This is a genomic window from Reyranella sp. (genome assembly GCF_004297265.1).
GTDB lineage: Bacteria > Pseudomonadota > Alphaproteobacteria > Reyranellales > Reyranellaceae > Reyranella.
Genome location: NZ_SCUT01000003.1, coordinates 119,045 through 133,791, shown reverse-complemented (window position 1 = coordinate 133,791; position 14,747 = coordinate 119,045). Strand labels below are relative to the sequence as shown.

Here is a 14,747-nt window from a genome sequence, read left to right as displayed (position 1 = left end):
GCTCAGCGCGACGCCTCGCCGACCAGGATGTCCTCCGTCACCTTGCCGGCCAGCTCTTCCTCCGGCTCGATCAGGCGCTTCTTCTTCCAGTCGCCCTTGGCGTAGAGGCAGAGCGTGATCAGCGCGGTCGCGATGTTGGCGATCGGCAGCGCCCACCAGATTCCGTGCTCGTGCAGGTCGGTGTGCTTGGAGAGCACATAGGCCAGCGGGAACTGCACGACCCATTGCGACACCAGGGTCAGCACCATGGTCAGCACCATGTTGCCCGAGGCGCGGAACACGCCGGTCAGCGCAAACTGCAGGCCGAGGAAGCCCCAGGCCAGGGACATGATGCGCAGGAACCCGGCGCCGGCGGCGATCACGGCGGGATCGCCCGGCACGAAGAACGCGACGAGCTGCGGCGCGAACAGGAAGACGATGATGCCGAAGAAGGAGAGGCTGGCGAAGCCCAGCAGCCCGCCCAGGCGGCCGATCTGTGCCGCGCGCTCGATGTTGCCGGCGCCGATGTTCTGGCCGACCAGCGTCGAGATCGCCATCGACAGGCCCATCGCCGGGACCATGACGACCTGCAGGATATTCGAGCCCACGCCGTAGGCGGCGATCGTCAGGGTGCCGAAGCTCGCGATCAGGAAGGTCATCACCATGAGGCCCAGCGCCCGCGCCGACAGTTCGACGGAAGCGGGGAGGCCCAGGAAGAAGGCGCGCTTTATGTAACTGAAGTCGGGAACGAAATCGCGGCGCCGCACGTGGATGCCGTGCAGGCCGAGCCGCAGGATGGCGATGCCGATGATGGCGGCGATCGCCTGGGTGACCAGCGTGGTGATGGCGGCCCCCATCACGCCGTAGCCGGGCACGGGGCCCCAGCCGAAGATCAGCAGCGGATTGAGCACGAAGTTCAGGAACACCGTGCCCAGCACGATGTAGACCGGCAGGGTCGGCTTGCCGATGCCGCGCATGATCGACTGGAAGACGAAGAAGGTGAAATTGAAGACGATGCCGATGAACGACACCCGCATGAAGCCCAGCGCACCGGGATAGACGTCGGATCCCACGCCCATCAGTCGCAGCAGGGCCGGCGAACAGAAATAGCCGACGGTTCCCAGCACGACCGAGGCCAGGATCACCATCAGCAGGGTTTGGCCCGCGACATGCGCGACCATCTTGTCGTTCCGGGCGCCGACATACTGCGCGATCAGGGTCGAGCCGGCGAGCGACAGGCCCGAGCCGATGGCGAAGGTGAGGAACAGCACCGGAAAGCTGATTGAGACGGCGGCCACCGCCGCGCCGCCCAGCCGCCCGACCCAGAAGGCATCGATGATCTGGTAGGCGGATTGCAGCACGTTCGCCGTCACGATCGGCACGGCGAGCGTCAGCAGCGAACGGAGGATCGGGCCTTCGAGGAGTTTGTTGGGGGCGGGCGACACGCAGGTCTTTTAGGGGATCAATGAGACTTTTGTGCGAGGCTCAACGTCTGAAGCGCAGCTTAGCTCCTGTCACGACGAGTGCGAGAGAGACGACGGATGCTACTTCCAGATCTTCTTCCCGCTACCCGGCAGGCCGAGCTTGCTCCACATCGCGTCGACCTTCTCGATCACCGCATCGTCCATCCTGATCTGACGGCCCCATTCGCGGTTGCTCTCGCCGGGGAACTTGTCGGTGGCGTCGAGCCCGATCTTGGAGCCGAGGCCCGACACGGGACTCGCGAAGTCGAGATAGTCGATGGGTGTGTTCTCGATCACGGTGATGTCGCGCGCCGGGTCCATGCGGGTCGATAGCGCCCACATCACGTCCTTCCAGTTGCGCGCGTCGATGTCGGCGTCCACGACGATCACCCATTTGGTGTACATGAACTGCCGCAGGTAGCTCCACACGCCCATCATCACGCGCTTGGCATGGCCGGCGTACGCCTTCTTCATCGACACCACGGCGATGCGGTAGGAACAGCCCTCGGGCGGCAGCCAGAAGTCGACGATCTCCGGGAACTGCTGCTGGAAGAGGGGGATGAACACCTCGTTCAGCGCCTCGCCCAGCACGCTCGGCTCGTCGGGCGGCCGGCCGGTGAAGGTCGAGAGGTAGATCGGCTTGCGCCGCATCGTGATGGCGCTGATCGTGAAGACAGGGAACTGCTCGACGCTGTTGTAGTAGCCGGTATGGTCGCCGTAGGGACCCTCGTCGCCGTAATCGTCGAGGCTGACATGGCCCTCGAGCACGATCTCGGCCTCGGCCGGTACCTTGAGCGGCACCGTCTTGCACGCGACCAGCTCGACCTTCTTGCCCCTGAGGAGGCCGGCGAACTGATACTCCGACAGCGTATCGGGCACCGGCGTCACGGCGGCGAGGATGGTGCCGGGATCGGCGCCGATCACCACCGCGGCCGGCAGCGGCTCGCGTTTGCCCGACTTCTGCCAGCGCTGGTGATGCTGCGCGCCGCCGCGATGCTTCAGCCAGCGCATGAGCGTCGTGTTCCGGCCCGTCACCTGCAGGCGGTAGATGCCGAGGTTGAAACTGTCCTGCCTGTCGCCTTTGGGGTTCGGCCCCTGCGTTACCACCAGCGGCCAGGTGATGAGCGGCGCCGGCTCGCCCGGCCAGCAGCTCTGGATCGGCAGTTTCCCGAGGTCGATGTCGTCGCCGGTGAGGACGATCTCCTGGCAGGGCGCGGAACTCACCGTCCTGGGCTTCATCGCCATGACGGTGCGCACCATCGGCAGCATTTCCAGCGCCTCGCGCCAGCCGCCCGGCGGCTCGGGCTGGCGCAGGAACGCCAGCGTCTCGCCGACCGCGCGCAACTGGCCGGGCTCACGATCCATGCCCCAGGCCACCCTCTCGACCGTGCCGAACAGGTTGACCAGCACCGGGATGTCGGAGCGCGTCCCGTCGGGCCGCACCACGTTCTCGAACAGCACCGCCGGGCCCTGCTCGGCCAGCAGGCGGGTCTGGATCTCGGTCATCTCCAGGTGCGGCGAGACCGGCGCGGTGACGCGCACGAGACGGCCGCTCTTTTCCAGCCGGTCGATGAAGTCGCGAAGCGAGGCGTAAGGCATGGTAGGCAGTCGGTTTAGAGGGGCGGACCGATGAGATCAAACGGCATTCCCGTGGAGTTCGAGGACCTGCTGAGCCGCGCCGGCAAGCGCGTGCTGGCGGGCACGCATCCTTTGTGCGGAGCGCTGGCCAATCCGCGCACGCGCTTCCTGGCGGCGGAGGACCTGCTCGACCGCGCGAAAGCCGCGCGCGTGCGGCGCGCGCTGGAAGCCGAACTGTCGGACACGCTGGAGACGATCGAACGGCCGATCCCGCCCGATACGATCTTCGGGATGGAAGAAGACTATGCCGAGCTGTTGCCCAAGAGCAGCCGCGCGCGCACGATCTATTTCGAGAGCCGGCGCGAGCCCGGTGTGAAGGCGGCCGAACGGATCGGCCTCGCGCGCATGATGCGGTCACAAAGCTTCCGCGCCTTCGCCGAGGCGCTGGCGGGACGCCGGCTCAGGTCAGGCTGGGGCTTGCAGGTACTGCGCTACGGGCCGGGCGACTATGCCGGGCCGCACAACGACCACCATCCCGAGAACGAGGCCGCGAAGGGCGGCTATATCGACCTGCATCTCAGCCTGTGCGGCCCCGGTGTCGAGCACCAGTGGCTGGTCTACAGCCGCGCCGGCCATTTCAGCGAGATCGTGTCGGTGGCAGGCCCTTCGACCGTGACGGCCTATCGCCTGCCGTTCTGGCACTACACGACGCCGCTGGTCGGTACGCCGAAGTCCGGTCGCTGGGTACTGCTGGGGACGTTCCTCTATCGGTGAGACTGGGCGCGCTCGGTGCCAACCTGATCAACGGACGTTTCTGAAGCAAAACCCGTCGTCTCGACCGAAGCGCCGAAGGCGCGGAGTGGAGAGACCTTCTCTCCACGAAAGCCGGCAATTCGTCGAGAGAAGGTCTCTCCACTGCGCCGCGCTACGCGCGGCTTCGGTCGAGACGACGGATTTCTCTTAATCCCGGTCCGGTGCGCCCAGCGGGAACAGCGGGCGATACTGGCGTGCGTCGTCGACGCAGCGGGCGAAGGACGGCCTTGCCAACAGGCGCGTGCGATAGGCGCGCAGAGTCGGATAGGTCTCGGGAATCCGATGCACCCAGTCGGCGTAGAACAGCGACGGCGCGGCAGCGCAGTCGGCCATCGTGAAATCGTCACCTGTGGCCCAGGTGCGGCCGGCGAGTTCGCTCTCCAGCCAGGCGTAGGCGCGTTCCAGCTTCGCGATGGATTCGTCGTGGCCCTCCTTGCGCTTCACCGGATCGCCGGTCAGTGCGCCATTCACCGCGATCTGCATCATGTTCATCACATGCAGGTCGAAGAAGCGATCGAGGAAGCGCACGTCGAGCGCCTTCATCGGATCGGTGGGCAGCAGCTTCACCGGACCGGGATGCGTGAGCTGCAGATACTCGATGATGATGCTGGTCTCGACGACGGTGCGGTCGCCGTCGACCAGCAGCGGGAACTTGGCGATCGGCCAGCGCTTCAGCCATTCGCCGACATTCTCGGCTTCGTCCTGGCCGAGCGTCCGGAACTCGAACGGCGTGCCGTTCTCGTACAGCGCCATCAACACCTTCTGGGTGTAGGAGGAAAAGAGGTGGCCGTAGATCGCAAGCGACATTGCCGATGGCTCCCGTTCAGCCGGTCTTCTTCCAGGAAGCGGCGCGGGCGAGCAAACGTTCCGCCCGGATGACGATCGGCAGGTCGACCATGCTGCCCTCGAAAGCCACCGCACCCTCGCCGTTGGCCTTGGCGACCTCGAAGGCCGCCAGCAGGCGCCGCGCGCGGTCGATCTCGGCTTCGGACGCGCCGTATTCCTCGTTGATGATCGGCACGTGGGCGGGGTGGATGCAGGAGGCCGTGGTGAAGCCCAGCTCGCGGCCGCGCTTCAGGCCGGCGCGATAGGAGTCGAGATCGTCGATCTTGGCGAGCTGGCCCATCGAGCCCATCGGCAGGATGCCGGCCGCGCGGCAGGCCGCCAGTCCCTGCATGGCGAAGACGTACATGCTGTCGGCGGACGGGATCGCACCCATGTCGGTGGCAAAGTCCTCGCCGCCCACGGACATTCCGGCCATGCGCGGCTCTGCGGCGATGGCGAAGAGATGCGGCAGCGCCGCCACTGTCTCGATCAGCACCAGGAAGCGCGTGTGGCCGATCTCCATGCCGAGCTGATGCTCGCGCTCCGTCACAAGCTCGGCGAGCAGCCGCACATGCTCCGGCCCCATCACCTTGGGCAGCATCAGCGCCGAGACGCCGGGCATCACAGCGGCTTCGATATCGGGCACAGCCAGTTCGAGCGGCCGGTTGATGCGAACCACCACGTCGGCGCCGTTCTGCGCCACCCGCGGCACGGCGGCGGCGATCGCGGCGCGCGCTTCGACTTTCTTGGAGGGAATGATCGAATCCTCGAGGTCGAGGATCAGCGCATCGGCGCCGCGCGTATGGGCCTTGGCGATGAAGCGTTCGGCCAGCACCGGCACGAACATCAGCGAGCGCCAGTTGGGTGGGGGACGGGTCGTCATTTCATTGCTCTCCGGGAGAAGTCAGCGCAGGCCGACGGGCACGACGCTGATCGAGTTCTGGGGACTGCCCTCGATCACACGATCGGTATAGGTGAGATAGATCAGGGCGCGGCGCTTGGGATCGTAGAAGCGCACGACCTGGGTGGTCTTGAAGATCAGAGAAGCGCGCTCGCTGAAGACTTCGTGCGGGCTCTTGAGTCTTTCGGCCTTGTCGCCGTCGATCGGCCCGACCTGGTGGCAGGAGATCGAGGCATAGGGCGGATCCTCGGCGAGGCCAACCATCCCCTTGAGGCCGCCGGTGCGGGCGCGTGCGAGATAGCAGGTGATGCCGGCGAGGTCGGGGTCGTCGAACGCCTCGATCACGATCTTGTCGTTGGGACCGAGCCACTTGAAGCGATAGCCGACCGAGCCGATTTCCTCTGCCGCGGCGGGGAGCGCGACGAGCAGAGCGAGGACGGTGAGGATCGCGCGAATCATGTCAGACTCCCTTGGGGGCGGAACGGGTCGCAAGGAACAAGCCGGGCAGCACCAGCAGGGTTCCCATCAAATGATACCATTGCGGCGCTTCGCCCAGGATCAGCCAGGCGAGGATGCCGACATAGAGCGGGCCGAGATACATCGACACGCTGGTGACGGACGGTCCCAGCTCGCGCACGCAGTAGGCGAAGGCGCCGTAGGCGCCGACGCCGGGAATGATCGCCAGCACGATCCAGGCGAGCCAGGTGCGCCAGTCGGCAAGGTCCGGTGCCTGCCACAGCAGCGCCTCCCCCAGGGTGAACGGCAAGAGCACGAGCGAGCCCGCGAAGGAGATGGCGCAGAGCCGCGTCAACGGATCGAGCGTGCTAGGACGGGCCTTCAGCAGCACCGAATAGAGACCCCAGCAGGCCGATGCGGCGGCAATCCAGAGATCGCCCTCGGTGAACTGCACCGACAGGAGGTTGTCGATCCGGCCCTTGGCGAACACCGCCGCGACTCCGGCGAGACAGAGGACGATGCCGGCGATGCGGCCCGTGGTCAGCCGCTCGCCATAGAGCAGGCGGCCCAGCGCCACGACCAGAATGGGCGAAGCGGCATAGATCAGGCCGATGTTGAGGGCCGGCACCGAGCGCGCGCCGATATAGACCCAGGCGCCGCAGATCCACATGCCGATCGCGCCGAGCACCAGCAGGTCGCGCCATTCGCGACCGAGCGCATGGCGATGGCGCACCAGACGAGGCCAGACGAAGGGCAGCAGCAGCAGGGCGACGAAGAACCACCGGCCCAGCGCCAACGCATTCGGCGGCACGAACGTGGCATAGCGCGCGCCCAGCATGTTCACGGAGAACATCGCGGGCGTGAGCAGCAGCAGCGCCCAGGCGATGCGACGGCGGGTGAAGAACGACACGTTGGGGTTCTACCACGGTACGGTTGGACGCAGTGCCGTCGTCATACCTGACTCTTGAACCGCTCGATCAGCCATTGCGCGGCGGGGCCGGGCGGGCTGTCGATGCGATGCAGGACGTGCATCGGATAGATCGCTGCCCACCAGTCGGCGAGATCGAGTTCGACGAGGCGGCCCGCCTCGATGTCGCCCCTGACCATCGGCGCCGGCATGCTGCCCCAGCCGACGCCGGCCAGCAGCAGTGCATGCTTGGCGCCAAGGTCGGCCAGCCGCCAGGTCTTGGGACCGACCACGCCGAAATCCTGGCCTTCGGTCAGCTTCGATCGATCGGTGAGCACGAGCTGGATATGCTCGCGCGCTGATCCGCGGGCCTGTCCGCCGAGACGGGCGAGGGGATGGAAGGGCGCGGCGACGGGCACGAGCTGGACGCCGCCGATGGCGATGCTCTCGGTCCCCTCCGCGGCAATGTTCGGTCCGCTCACACCGATGTTCGCGGTGCCGTCGAGCACGAGCTGTGTGACGGCGCCCAGTGTTTCGACGTGAAGCCGCAACTGGACGGTCGGGAAGGTCGTCTGGAAGCCCTGCAGCGCATCGACCAGCCGGGCGGTCGGCAGCATGACGTCGACGGCCAGCGACACTTCCGCCTCCAGCCCTTCGAGCAGTCCCTTCACCTTGGCGCGCAGCATGTCGACGCCGTGCGTTACGGCGCGGGCCTCGGCCAGCACTGCCCGCCCAGCCTGCGTCAGCTCGGGCTTGCGGGTGGCAACCCGGTCGAACAGAGGCAGGCCGAGCTGCGCCTCGAGATTGTCGATGGCGTAGGTGATCGCCGAGGTCGCGCGGTTCAGGCGGCGGGCGGCGGCGGCGAAGCTGCCCGCATCGGCCACCGCGAGCAGGACCTGAAGCTGGGCGAAGGAAGGTGTACCGGGTGTCGTAGGCATTTCTAAAAAATTGAAAAGATTGTTCAGAATTATACGGATTTTCAGGAAAAAGCGCAGCCTCTACATAGTCGTCGCACCCAAGGAGGCGGCAATGAACAGCAACAAGCGCCAGCTCGTTTCCATCCATGAGGCATTCCGGACCCTCGAAGGCGACGGGTTCGAAGTGCGCCGTGCCATTCCGTCGAACGCCTACGAGGCGATCGGCCCGTTCATCTTCCTCGACCAGTTCGGCCCGATCGATGTCCGGCCGGGCGAGGCCAAGGGCGCCTCGGCACATCCGCATGCCGGCATCGAGACGCTGACCCTGCTGCTGGAAGGCAGCCAGACGCACAAGGACAGTCTCGGCAATGTCAGCAGCATGCGGCCGGGCGAGGTCCAGTGGATGCGCGCCGGGCGCGGCGTGGTCCACGACGAGAGCCCCGACGAGCAGCTTCGCCGCGAGGGCGGACATGTCCACGGCGTCCAGCTCTGGATCAACATGCCCAAGGGCGGGAAGCATGCGGAACCGGCCTATCGCCACGTGAAGGCGTCGGAGATACCCACGATCACGGCGGACGAGGGTCGAGTTGTGGCGCGGCTGGTGGCCGGCAGCCTGGGCGATCTCAAGGGACCGATCGCGACGTCCGGGGCTCCCTTCGTCGTGCATGCTTCACTGAAGGCCGGGGCCCGCGCGGAGCTTCCGGCGAGCAGCCCGGCCGAACTTGGGCTCTATGTGATGGTGGGCGCCGTGCGTGTCGACGGTGACGAGCGGCGAATCGAGGCGGGCCAGCTCGCGCGCCTGACGGCGGGCGATTCTCTCGACGTCGTGGCAGTCGCGGACAGCGAGGTCCTGTTGGTCGGCGGCGATCCGCTCGATGCGCCGATCCTGCGTCACGGTCCCTTCGTGATGAATTCGATCGACGAGCTCGAACGCGCGGTCCGCGACTACCACGCCGGCCGCATGGGCCAAGTCCCCGCCTGACGCTTCTCTTTCCCTCAACCCTTCAACCTCAACCGACGACTGGAGACTGAAATGACCAAGGTTCTCGTTCTCTACTATTCGACCTACGGCCACATCGAGACGATGGCCGAAGCCGTCGCCGCCGGCGCCCGCGAAGCCGGTGCCCAGGTCGACATCAAGCGCGTGCCCGAGACGGTGCCGGAAGCGGCGGCCAAGGCGGCGCACTTCAAGCTCGACCAGAAGGCCCCGGTCGCCAAGGTCGAGGATCTCGCCGACTACGATGCGGTGATCGTCGGCACTGGCACACGCTTCGGCCGCATGTCCTCGCAGATGGCGAGCTTCCTCGACCAGGCCGGTGGCCTGTGGGCGAAGGGCGCGCTGAACGGCAAGGTCGGCGGCGCCTTCACTTCGACGGCCACCCAGCATGGCGGCCAGGAGACGACGCTGTTCTCCATCATCACCAACCTGCTGCACTTCGGCATGGTGGTGGTCGGCCTCGACTATGGCCATGCCGGCCAGATGACGATCGACGAGATCACCGGCGGCAGCCCCTATGGTGCCACCACGATCGCCGGCGGCACCGGCCAGCGCCAGCCGTCCGAGAACGAGCTGGTCGGCGCCCGCTACCAGGGCCGCAAGATCGCGGAGACGGCGAAGAAGCTCGCCGCCTGATCACCGGGATCGATGCCGGCGTCGCATCCGCGACGCCGGCTCTTGCTCATTGGAGCGCGCAACTCCAGTTGCGCTCATGTCTTGTCGATGGACGAAGCTTGAGCGCAACTGGAGTTGCGCGCTCCATTGATGCGTCCTGCGCTAAAGATCGACCGGTGCGCGTGATCCGGGTCCTTGGCCGCCGCGTGGCCGGATCAGTGAGATCAGGCCGGCCAGGCCGGCCAGACACACCAGCAGAACGATGACGTCGCGGCTGGCGGTGACGAGCGTTGCCACAGGAATGTCGAGCGTACTGCCGCTGTCGCCGCCGAGGGACAGCGCGAGAAGAGTCGAGGCGCCGGCGATGCCGGTGCTCATGCCGAGCATTCGCATGACGTTCAGCACGCTTCCTGCCTGGCCGGTCTCGTCCGCCGGCGCGGTCGACATGATGGCGCTGCTGTTGGGCGAGATGAACAGGCCCTGCCCGACGCCGATCACGGCGAGGGACAAGGTCACCAGCCAGAGATTGGCCGGATTGCCATCGAGGAACCGATAGAGGATCGCGAGGCCTGCGAGGCAGACCAGCATCCCGAAGCAGGTCGGCAGGCGTGGGCCGACCCGGTCGTAAAGCATGCCGCCCACTGGCGCGACCAGCCCCAGCATCACCGGCAGGATCGACAATCGCAGGCCCGCGGCGAGGGCCGTATCCTGATAGATGCGCACAAGCGCGAAGGGAACGAGGAAGAACACGCCGAACAAGGTGGCGTAGGACAGGAAGTTCGCCGTGTTGCCCAGCAGGAAGGCGGGCTTGGCGAGCAACTTGAGGTCGAGCAGCGGCGCCGAGGTGCGATGCTCGGTGCGCACGAACAGCGTCGCGCAGACGATGCCGACCAGGAGGCAGGCGATCAGGATCGGCGACGTCGGCCCCAGCGCATGCACCTCGTTCAACACCGCGACGAAGCCCGTCAGCGCCGGTGCGATCAGGATCGCGCCGCGCCAGTCGAAGCGCTCGTGCCTGGATGGGTTTCCGGTCTGGGGCAGGACGAACCAGCCGATGATCGCGCCGGCGATGCCGAGCGGCACGTTGATCCAGAAGGCCCACTGCCAGCCCAGCGTGTCGAGGATGAAACCGCCGATCGCCGGTCCGGCGCCGAGACCGACCGCCTGCGCCGCCGACTGCAGGCCAAGGCCGCGGCCGCGTTCCTCGGGGCCCATGATCTTCACGACGATGGCGACGCTGTTCGAGGTGATGAGTGCGCCGCCGATCGCTTGCAGGACGCGGAAGAAGATCAGCCAGGGCAGGCTCGTCGCATAGCCGCACAAGGCGGAGCCCGCGATGAACAGCAGAAAGCCCGCGGTATAGAGCAGCTTGCGGCCGAACATGTCCGCCAGCCGTCCGAAGATCGGCATGAACGACGCGAGCGCCAGCAGATAGGCCACGGCCACCCAGCTCACGCTGCTGAGGCGGGCCCCGAACTCGACCTCGAGTCGCGGCAGCAGCACCTGGGTCATGCTGGCATCGACCTGCCCCATGACGGCGCCGATGCAGACCGTGCCGACGACGAACCAGCGATACGATTTCAGGCGTGCGACCGCCTCGAGCGGCGCCGGCTCCCGCCCTTCGAGGGCGGCGGCCCGCAGCGCGCCGAGGGAGAAGGGGCCGGGAGGTGGATTGGTCAAAAGGTCGGCTTCGTCTCGAAGGTGGTCGGCGCCCTGGTCTCGCGCTGCGGCGGCGCGATGGTGGCGTCGAACGTATAGGTCGTGCCGACGGCCGACTGGCTCACGCGATCGCCGTATTCGTTGGCCAGCGCGTGCAGGGCCCGCCAGCCGGTACAGTGGCCGGTGATGATGTAGGCGATATCGAAAGGCTTCAACGCCTCGACCGTCTGCGGAATGAGATGCTCCATGACGCCGCCCAGATGCAGACCGCCCATGACCGCATGGATCGGCGTGTCGGGAAACAGTCGCTTCGCCTCGGTGCAGACGTTGACGATGCCGGCATGCGAGCAGGCGCTGAACACGACGAGGCCGAGATCGCGCACGTTCACGATCAGCATGCGCTCGTCCATCAGGAACGGGTCGGGCCGCCATTCCTCGGAATTGTCCTTGCGGCAGAGATGGTCCTCGCGGCCCTTCTCGAAGGCGCTGACTCGGGGAATCTCGCCGCTGTAGTAGAAGTGACCGTTGAGCAGGGTGCGGGCCTTGCCGTCGTTGACGACCCGCGCGCCCTGGGTCTCCATCTGCGCGGGCGTGGGGACGCGGGCGGCCGGAAAGATCGTCCCGTCCTGCAGCAGCACGCCGCGTTCGTTGAACATGTCGGGATTGACGTTGACCGTCACACTGCCGCGACCGCGGCGGGCGGTGATGGCGTCGAGCGCCGCGGAGAGCGCGCCCATGTGATCCCAATGGCCGTGGGTGACGGCGATCTCCTCGACCTCGCCGAGATCGATCGCCATGTTGCGGCAGTTGCGAATGAACGCCGCTCCTTCCGTGCCGGTGTCGAACAGCAGCGTGTGCTGTTTCGCTCCGACCTTCGTCTTGAGGCGCAGCCCGTAGCCGAGGTTCGCCACCAGCAGGGTCTCTCCCGAAATCTCCTTTGCACCCGCCTTCAGGATGTTGGCCATCTCCGACACGGCGAACGTGGGTTTGCTCGCATAGGTGTCGCTCATATTGTCGGTGATGACATCGACGATCAGTGAATCGACGGCGGCGAGGTCGGGCATGCGAGACGCCTCCTGTGTCAGGGTGCCGGAAGTAGGGAACGGGCGAGATAACGGACGGTCTTGGCTCCACCATGGATGGATGCATGTCCGACTTCGACGAAGCCCAGGGCCGCATGAAACGCATCCGAGGCCGGATTGGGCGGATCGGAATTGACCTCGCAGACGACCTGCTCGTGGCCGGCGACGCGGGCCGCACGAAACAGGTCTTCGTACAGGCGGTTCGCCAGGCCGCGCTTGCGCATCGCCGCAGCGACGACGATGCGGTCGACATAGACGAAGCGTGGATAGCGTTCGCGGAACCAGAGGTAGTTCGGGCTGTCATAGTCGGCGTCCTGGTCGAAGGCCAGGAGGAATGCGGCGACATTGCCGGCGCGGCGGACGTGGAAGGCCTGACCGAGGAGATGCCGCAGCCTCGCGGCGTCGAGCCAGGACAGTTCGACGGCATGTTCGTTGTTGAGGGCGAGGAGGGCGGCCTCCTCGCCGGCTGAAACGCTGGCCAGATCGGTCAGGCTATCGTCTCCTTGAGGAACTTGATCAGCAGGCGGCTCACTTCGGCGGCCTGCTCCTGCTGCACCCAGTGGCCGGCGCCTTCGACCATGTGGATTTCCTTCATCTTGGTGCAGGCGCGCTTCTGCATCTTCTCCAGCGCGCCCGGCGACTGGTAGTTGCCCCAGTCGCTCTTGCCCGAGATGAAGGTCGAAGGCTGGTCGATGGTGCGGCCGGTGAAGATCTCGAGTTCGGGCGTAACGCGCCCGCTGGTGCGGGCACGGTACCAGTTGAGACCGCCCTGGAAGCCGGTGCGCTCGTACTCCCCTGCATAGACCGCGAGCTCGTCGTCGGTGAGCCACCTGGCGGCTGCGATCTCCTCGGCCGTCGGCATCTGCTTGGCGACCGTCTCGGCCATGCCTTCCGCCAGGTCCATGATGTAGTAGGTCGGCATCTTCGCCAGTTCCTCGGCGGTCCAACCCTTGAGCTCGTAGGGCTTGTTCGCCTTCCAGTCGGCGCTCTTGTAGTGATAGTAGGCGCGCAGGAAATTGTGCAGGCCCTGCTTGGCGTGCCACTGCTCCTCATTGGCTTCGCGCGTCGACTGATACCATTGGTAGTGCTTGCGCGGGCGCGGCAGCGACGCCAGCGCGGCATGAACGTCCGGCGCCTTGGCCGGCGCAGGTTTTCCGGCGGTGTCGAAGGGCACGGCGGCCGGGCCCGGGAAGGGGGCGCTCATCAGCACCATGCGCCTGAAGATGTCGGGCCGCGCCAGCGAGGCATACGAAGCGACCGACGAGCCGAAATCGTGCCCTACCGCGGCTTCGGCGGTGCGATGGCCCAACGCATAGAGCACGCCGATGGCGTCGCGCAGCAGGTTGGTGAAACGGAAGCCGATCTGGTCGGCGTCGAAGTCGGCGCTCCAGCCCGTGGTGCGGCCATAGCCGCGCAGGTCCGGCGCGATGGCGTGATAGCCTGCCTCGGCCAGTGCGGGCAGAACCTTGCGCCAGCTGTAGGCGATCTCGGGGAAGCCGTGGAACAGCATCACGGCCGGCGCCTTTCTGTCGAAGCCGGCTTCGAGCACGTGGATGTCGAGACCGTTGATGCCGGGCAGGATGCGGGCGCGAACGCCGGCGGGGAGGACGGAAGCGGGAAGCGGTTGCATGCGACGAGCCTACGCCGGCCTCGGTTAAAATGGCAGGACAGTCTTTAACGGGTCCGGCGGTTGGTCCGCTCTGCGACCACAGGAGAGAATGATGCAGCAACAAATCTCGGTCATCACGCTGGGTGTTGCCGATATCGTGCGTTCGAAGCGCTTCTATGTCGGGGGCTTTGGCTGGAAGCCGGTCTTCGAGGCGGAAGGGATCGTCTTCTATCAGATGAACGGACTGATGCTGGCCACCTGGCTCGCGTCAGCGCTCGCCGAGGATTCACGGCGGAGCGGCAAGACGCCGGGTGCCTTCAGCCTTGCTCACAACGTTGCGAGCAAGGATGAGGTCCAGCCGCTGCTTGACCAGCTGGCATCGGCCGGTGGCAATCTCCTGCGGCCGGCCGATGCGCCGCCTCACGGCGGCTTTCGCGGGTATGTCGCCGACCCCGATGATCATGCCTGGGAGATCGCATGGAATCCCGCCTGGCCGATCGATGCCGAAGGTCATGTCCGATTCGGGACCTGACTAATACCGATACGACACCCGCGAAGGCACCACGTACTCCTCATGGTATTGCGGGTCCGTGGGGTCGGGGTGCACGCGATAGGTCTGCACGAGCGTGGTCCGCGGCGCCGTGGTCACGACGACCGGGGCGCGAGCCTGCTTGTCGGCGACGCACTGACGATAGCTCAGCGTCTGCGGATTGAGGCCGCAGGAGAGACAGGTATCCCGCGCTGTCAGCAACTCGCCATAATCGTACGCGCGCGCCGTGTCGTTGACACAGATGTTGAAGGCGTTGGTGTACGGCTTGATGTGCTTGCCCAGGCAGGCTTGCTCGGCCACGGCGAGAGCATGGCCAGACTGCGCTTGCCCCGGGGGCGCGAAAGCTGCGGCGGCACCGACGGCGATGAAGATCGTGTTAAGGCGATTCATGACATC

The 14,747-nt window shown here is 66.3% G+C and carries 16 protein-coding genes; 4 read left to right on the top strand and 12 right to left on the bottom strand.

What is annotated here, in order from left to right; all coding sequences use genetic code 11:
• Window positions 1–2: 2 nt before the first annotated feature.
• On the bottom strand, window positions 3–1,424 hold the full coding sequence (locus EPO41_RS00915) for an MATE family efflux transporter (RefSeq protein WP_296319274.1): 1,422 nt from the start codon (window positions 1,422–1,424) through the stop codon (window positions 3–5).
• Window positions 1,425–1,523: 99 nt separating this feature from the next.
• Complete coding sequence (locus EPO41_RS00910) at window positions 1,524–3,041, bottom strand: UbiD family decarboxylase (protein ID WP_296319272.1); 1,518 nt, start codon at window positions 3,039–3,041, stop codon at window positions 1,524–1,526.
• Window positions 3,042–3,071: 30 nt separating this feature from the next.
• Here EPO41_RS00910 and EPO41_RS00905 point away from each other — a divergent pair, with 30 nt between their 5' ends.
• A complete protein-coding gene (locus EPO41_RS00905) occupies window positions 3,072–3,794 on the top strand; it encodes a hypothetical protein (RefSeq protein ID WP_296319270.1) in 723 nt (240 codons plus the stop codon).
• 186 nt (window positions 3,795–3,980) lie between these two features.
• On the opposite strand, the gene EPO41_RS00900 is transcribed toward EPO41_RS00905, so the two are convergent.
• Genes EPO41_RS00900 through EPO41_RS00880 form a run of 5 tightly spaced genes read right to left on the bottom strand, consistent with a single transcriptional unit; the run spans window position 3,981 to window position 7,860 of the window.
• The gene (locus EPO41_RS00900) at window positions 3,981–4,640 is read right to left on the bottom strand and encodes a glutathione S-transferase family protein (RefSeq protein WP_296319268.1); all 660 of its coding nucleotides are present in this window, start codon (window positions 4,638–4,640) and stop codon (window positions 3,981–3,983) included.
• Between the two features lie 16 nt (window positions 4,641–4,656).
• Window positions 4,657–5,541 (bottom strand): CoA ester lyase, encoded by an 885-nt coding sequence (locus EPO41_RS00895; protein ID WP_296319266.1) that lies wholly within the window; start codon window positions 5,539–5,541, stop codon window positions 4,657–4,659.
• Between the two features lie 21 nt (window positions 5,542–5,562).
• A complete protein-coding gene (locus EPO41_RS00890) occupies window positions 5,563–6,018 on the bottom strand; it encodes a CreA family protein (RefSeq protein ID WP_296319264.1) in 456 nt (151 codons plus the stop codon).
• A gap of 1 nt (window position 6,019) precedes the next feature.
• Window positions 6,020–6,925, bottom strand: a complete 906-nt coding sequence (locus tag EPO41_RS00885) for a DMT family transporter (RefSeq protein WP_296319262.1) — start codon at window positions 6,923–6,925, stop codon at window positions 6,020–6,022.
• Window positions 6,926–6,966: 41 nt separating this feature from the next.
• Complete coding sequence (locus tag EPO41_RS00880) at window positions 6,967–7,860, bottom strand: LysR family transcriptional regulator (RefSeq protein WP_296319260.1); 894 nt, start codon at window positions 7,858–7,860, stop codon at window positions 6,967–6,969.
• A 91-nt stretch (window positions 7,861–7,951) separates the two neighbouring features.
• Here EPO41_RS00880 and EPO41_RS00875 point away from each other — a divergent pair, with 91 nt between their 5' ends.
• Both EPO41_RS00875 and wrbA read left to right on the top strand, forming a co-directional pair.
• Window positions 7,952–8,821 carry a pirin family protein gene (locus EPO41_RS00875; protein ID WP_296319259.1) on the top strand — a complete coding sequence of 290 codons (870 nt, stop codon included), beginning with the start codon at window positions 7,952–7,954 and terminating at the stop codon, window positions 8,819–8,821.
• 51 nt (window positions 8,822–8,872) lie between these two features.
• Window positions 8,873–9,472: an NAD(P)H:quinone oxidoreductase gene (wrbA, locus tag EPO41_RS00870; RefSeq protein WP_296319258.1), complete on the top strand. Its 600-nt coding sequence runs from the start codon at window positions 8,873–8,875 to the stop codon at window positions 9,470–9,472.
• A gap of 141 nt (window positions 9,473–9,613) precedes the next feature.
• On the opposite strand, the gene EPO41_RS00865 is transcribed toward wrbA, so the two are convergent.
• Genes EPO41_RS00865 through EPO41_RS00850 form a run of 4 tightly spaced genes read right to left on the bottom strand, consistent with a single transcriptional unit; the run spans window position 9,614 to window position 13,822 of the window.
• A complete protein-coding gene (locus EPO41_RS00865) occupies window positions 9,614–11,131 on the bottom strand; it encodes an MFS transporter (RefSeq protein ID WP_296319257.1) in 1,518 nt (505 codons plus the stop codon).
• Window positions 11,128–12,174, bottom strand: coding sequence for an MBL fold metallo-hydrolase (locus EPO41_RS00860; RefSeq protein ID WP_296319255.1), 1,047 nt, complete (start codon window positions 12,172–12,174; stop codon window positions 11,128–11,130). The genes EPO41_RS00865 and EPO41_RS00860 overlap by 4 nt, the downstream gene beginning before the upstream one ends.
• A gap of 17 nt (window positions 12,175–12,191) precedes the next feature.
• A complete protein-coding gene (locus EPO41_RS00855; protein WP_296319542.1) occupies window positions 12,192–12,683 on the bottom strand; it encodes a GNAT family N-acetyltransferase in 492 nt (163 codons plus the stop codon).
• Window positions 12,680–13,822 carry an alpha/beta hydrolase gene (locus tag EPO41_RS00850; RefSeq protein ID WP_296319253.1) on the bottom strand — a complete coding sequence of 381 codons (1,143 nt, stop codon included), beginning with the start codon at window positions 13,820–13,822 and terminating at the stop codon, window positions 12,680–12,682. The genes EPO41_RS00855 and EPO41_RS00850 overlap by 4 nt, the downstream gene beginning before the upstream one ends.
• Before the next feature lie 91 nt (window positions 13,823–13,913).
• Here EPO41_RS00850 and EPO41_RS00845 point away from each other — a divergent pair, with 91 nt between their 5' ends.
• Window positions 13,914–14,333, top strand: a complete 420-nt coding sequence (locus tag EPO41_RS00845) for a VOC family protein (RefSeq protein ID WP_296319540.1) — start codon at window positions 13,914–13,916, stop codon at window positions 14,331–14,333.
• Here EPO41_RS00845 and EPO41_RS00840 read toward each other — a convergent pair whose 3' ends face one another.
• Window positions 14,334–14,741 carry a hypothetical protein gene (locus tag EPO41_RS00840; RefSeq protein ID WP_296319251.1) on the bottom strand — a complete coding sequence of 136 codons (408 nt, stop codon included), beginning with the start codon at window positions 14,739–14,741 and terminating at the stop codon, window positions 14,334–14,336.
• Window positions 14,742–14,747: the final 6 nt, after the last annotated feature.

Bases quoted from the DNA above. Each gene is read 5' to 3' on its own strand.
- EPO41_RS00840 (WP_296319251.1), bottom strand. From the start codon at position 14,741: ATGAATCGCCTTAACACGATCTTCATCGCCGTCGGTGCCGCCGCAGCT.
- EPO41_RS00890 (WP_296319264.1), bottom strand. From the start codon at position 6,018: ATGATTCGCGCGATCCTCACCGTCCTCGCTCTGCTCGTCGCGCTCCCC.
- EPO41_RS00850 (WP_296319253.1), bottom strand. From the start codon at position 13,822: ATGCAACCGCTTCCCGCTTCCGTCCTCCCCGCCGGCGTTCGCGCCCGC.
- EPO41_RS00910 (WP_296319272.1), bottom strand. From the start codon at position 3,041: ATGCCTTACGCCTCGCTTCGCGACTTCATCGACCGGCTGGAAAAGAGC.
- EPO41_RS00900 (WP_296319268.1), bottom strand. From the start codon at position 4,640: ATGTCGCTTGCGATCTACGGCCACCTCTTTTCCTCCTACACCCAGAAG.
- EPO41_RS00880 (WP_296319260.1), bottom strand. From the start codon at position 7,860: ATGCCTACGACACCCGGTACACCTTCCTTCGCCCAGCTTCAGGTCCTG.
- EPO41_RS00845 (WP_296319540.1), top strand. From the start codon at position 13,914: ATGCAGCAACAAATCTCGGTCATCACGCTGGGTGTTGCCGATATCGTG.
- EPO41_RS00875 (WP_296319259.1), top strand. From the start codon at position 7,952: ATGAACAGCAACAAGCGCCAGCTCGTTTCCATCCATGAGGCATTCCGG.
- wrbA (WP_296319258.1), top strand. From the start codon at position 8,873: ATGACCAAGGTTCTCGTTCTCTACTATTCGACCTACGGCCACATCGAG.
- EPO41_RS00860 (WP_296319255.1), bottom strand. From the start codon at position 12,174: ATGCCCGACCTCGCCGCCGTCGATTCACTGATCGTCGATGTCATCACC.
- EPO41_RS00895 (WP_296319266.1), bottom strand. From the start codon at position 5,541: ATGACGACCCGTCCCCCACCCAACTGGCGCTCGCTGATGTTCGTGCCG.
- EPO41_RS00905 (WP_296319270.1), top strand. From the start codon at position 3,072: ATGAGATCAAACGGCATTCCCGTGGAGTTCGAGGACCTGCTGAGCCGC.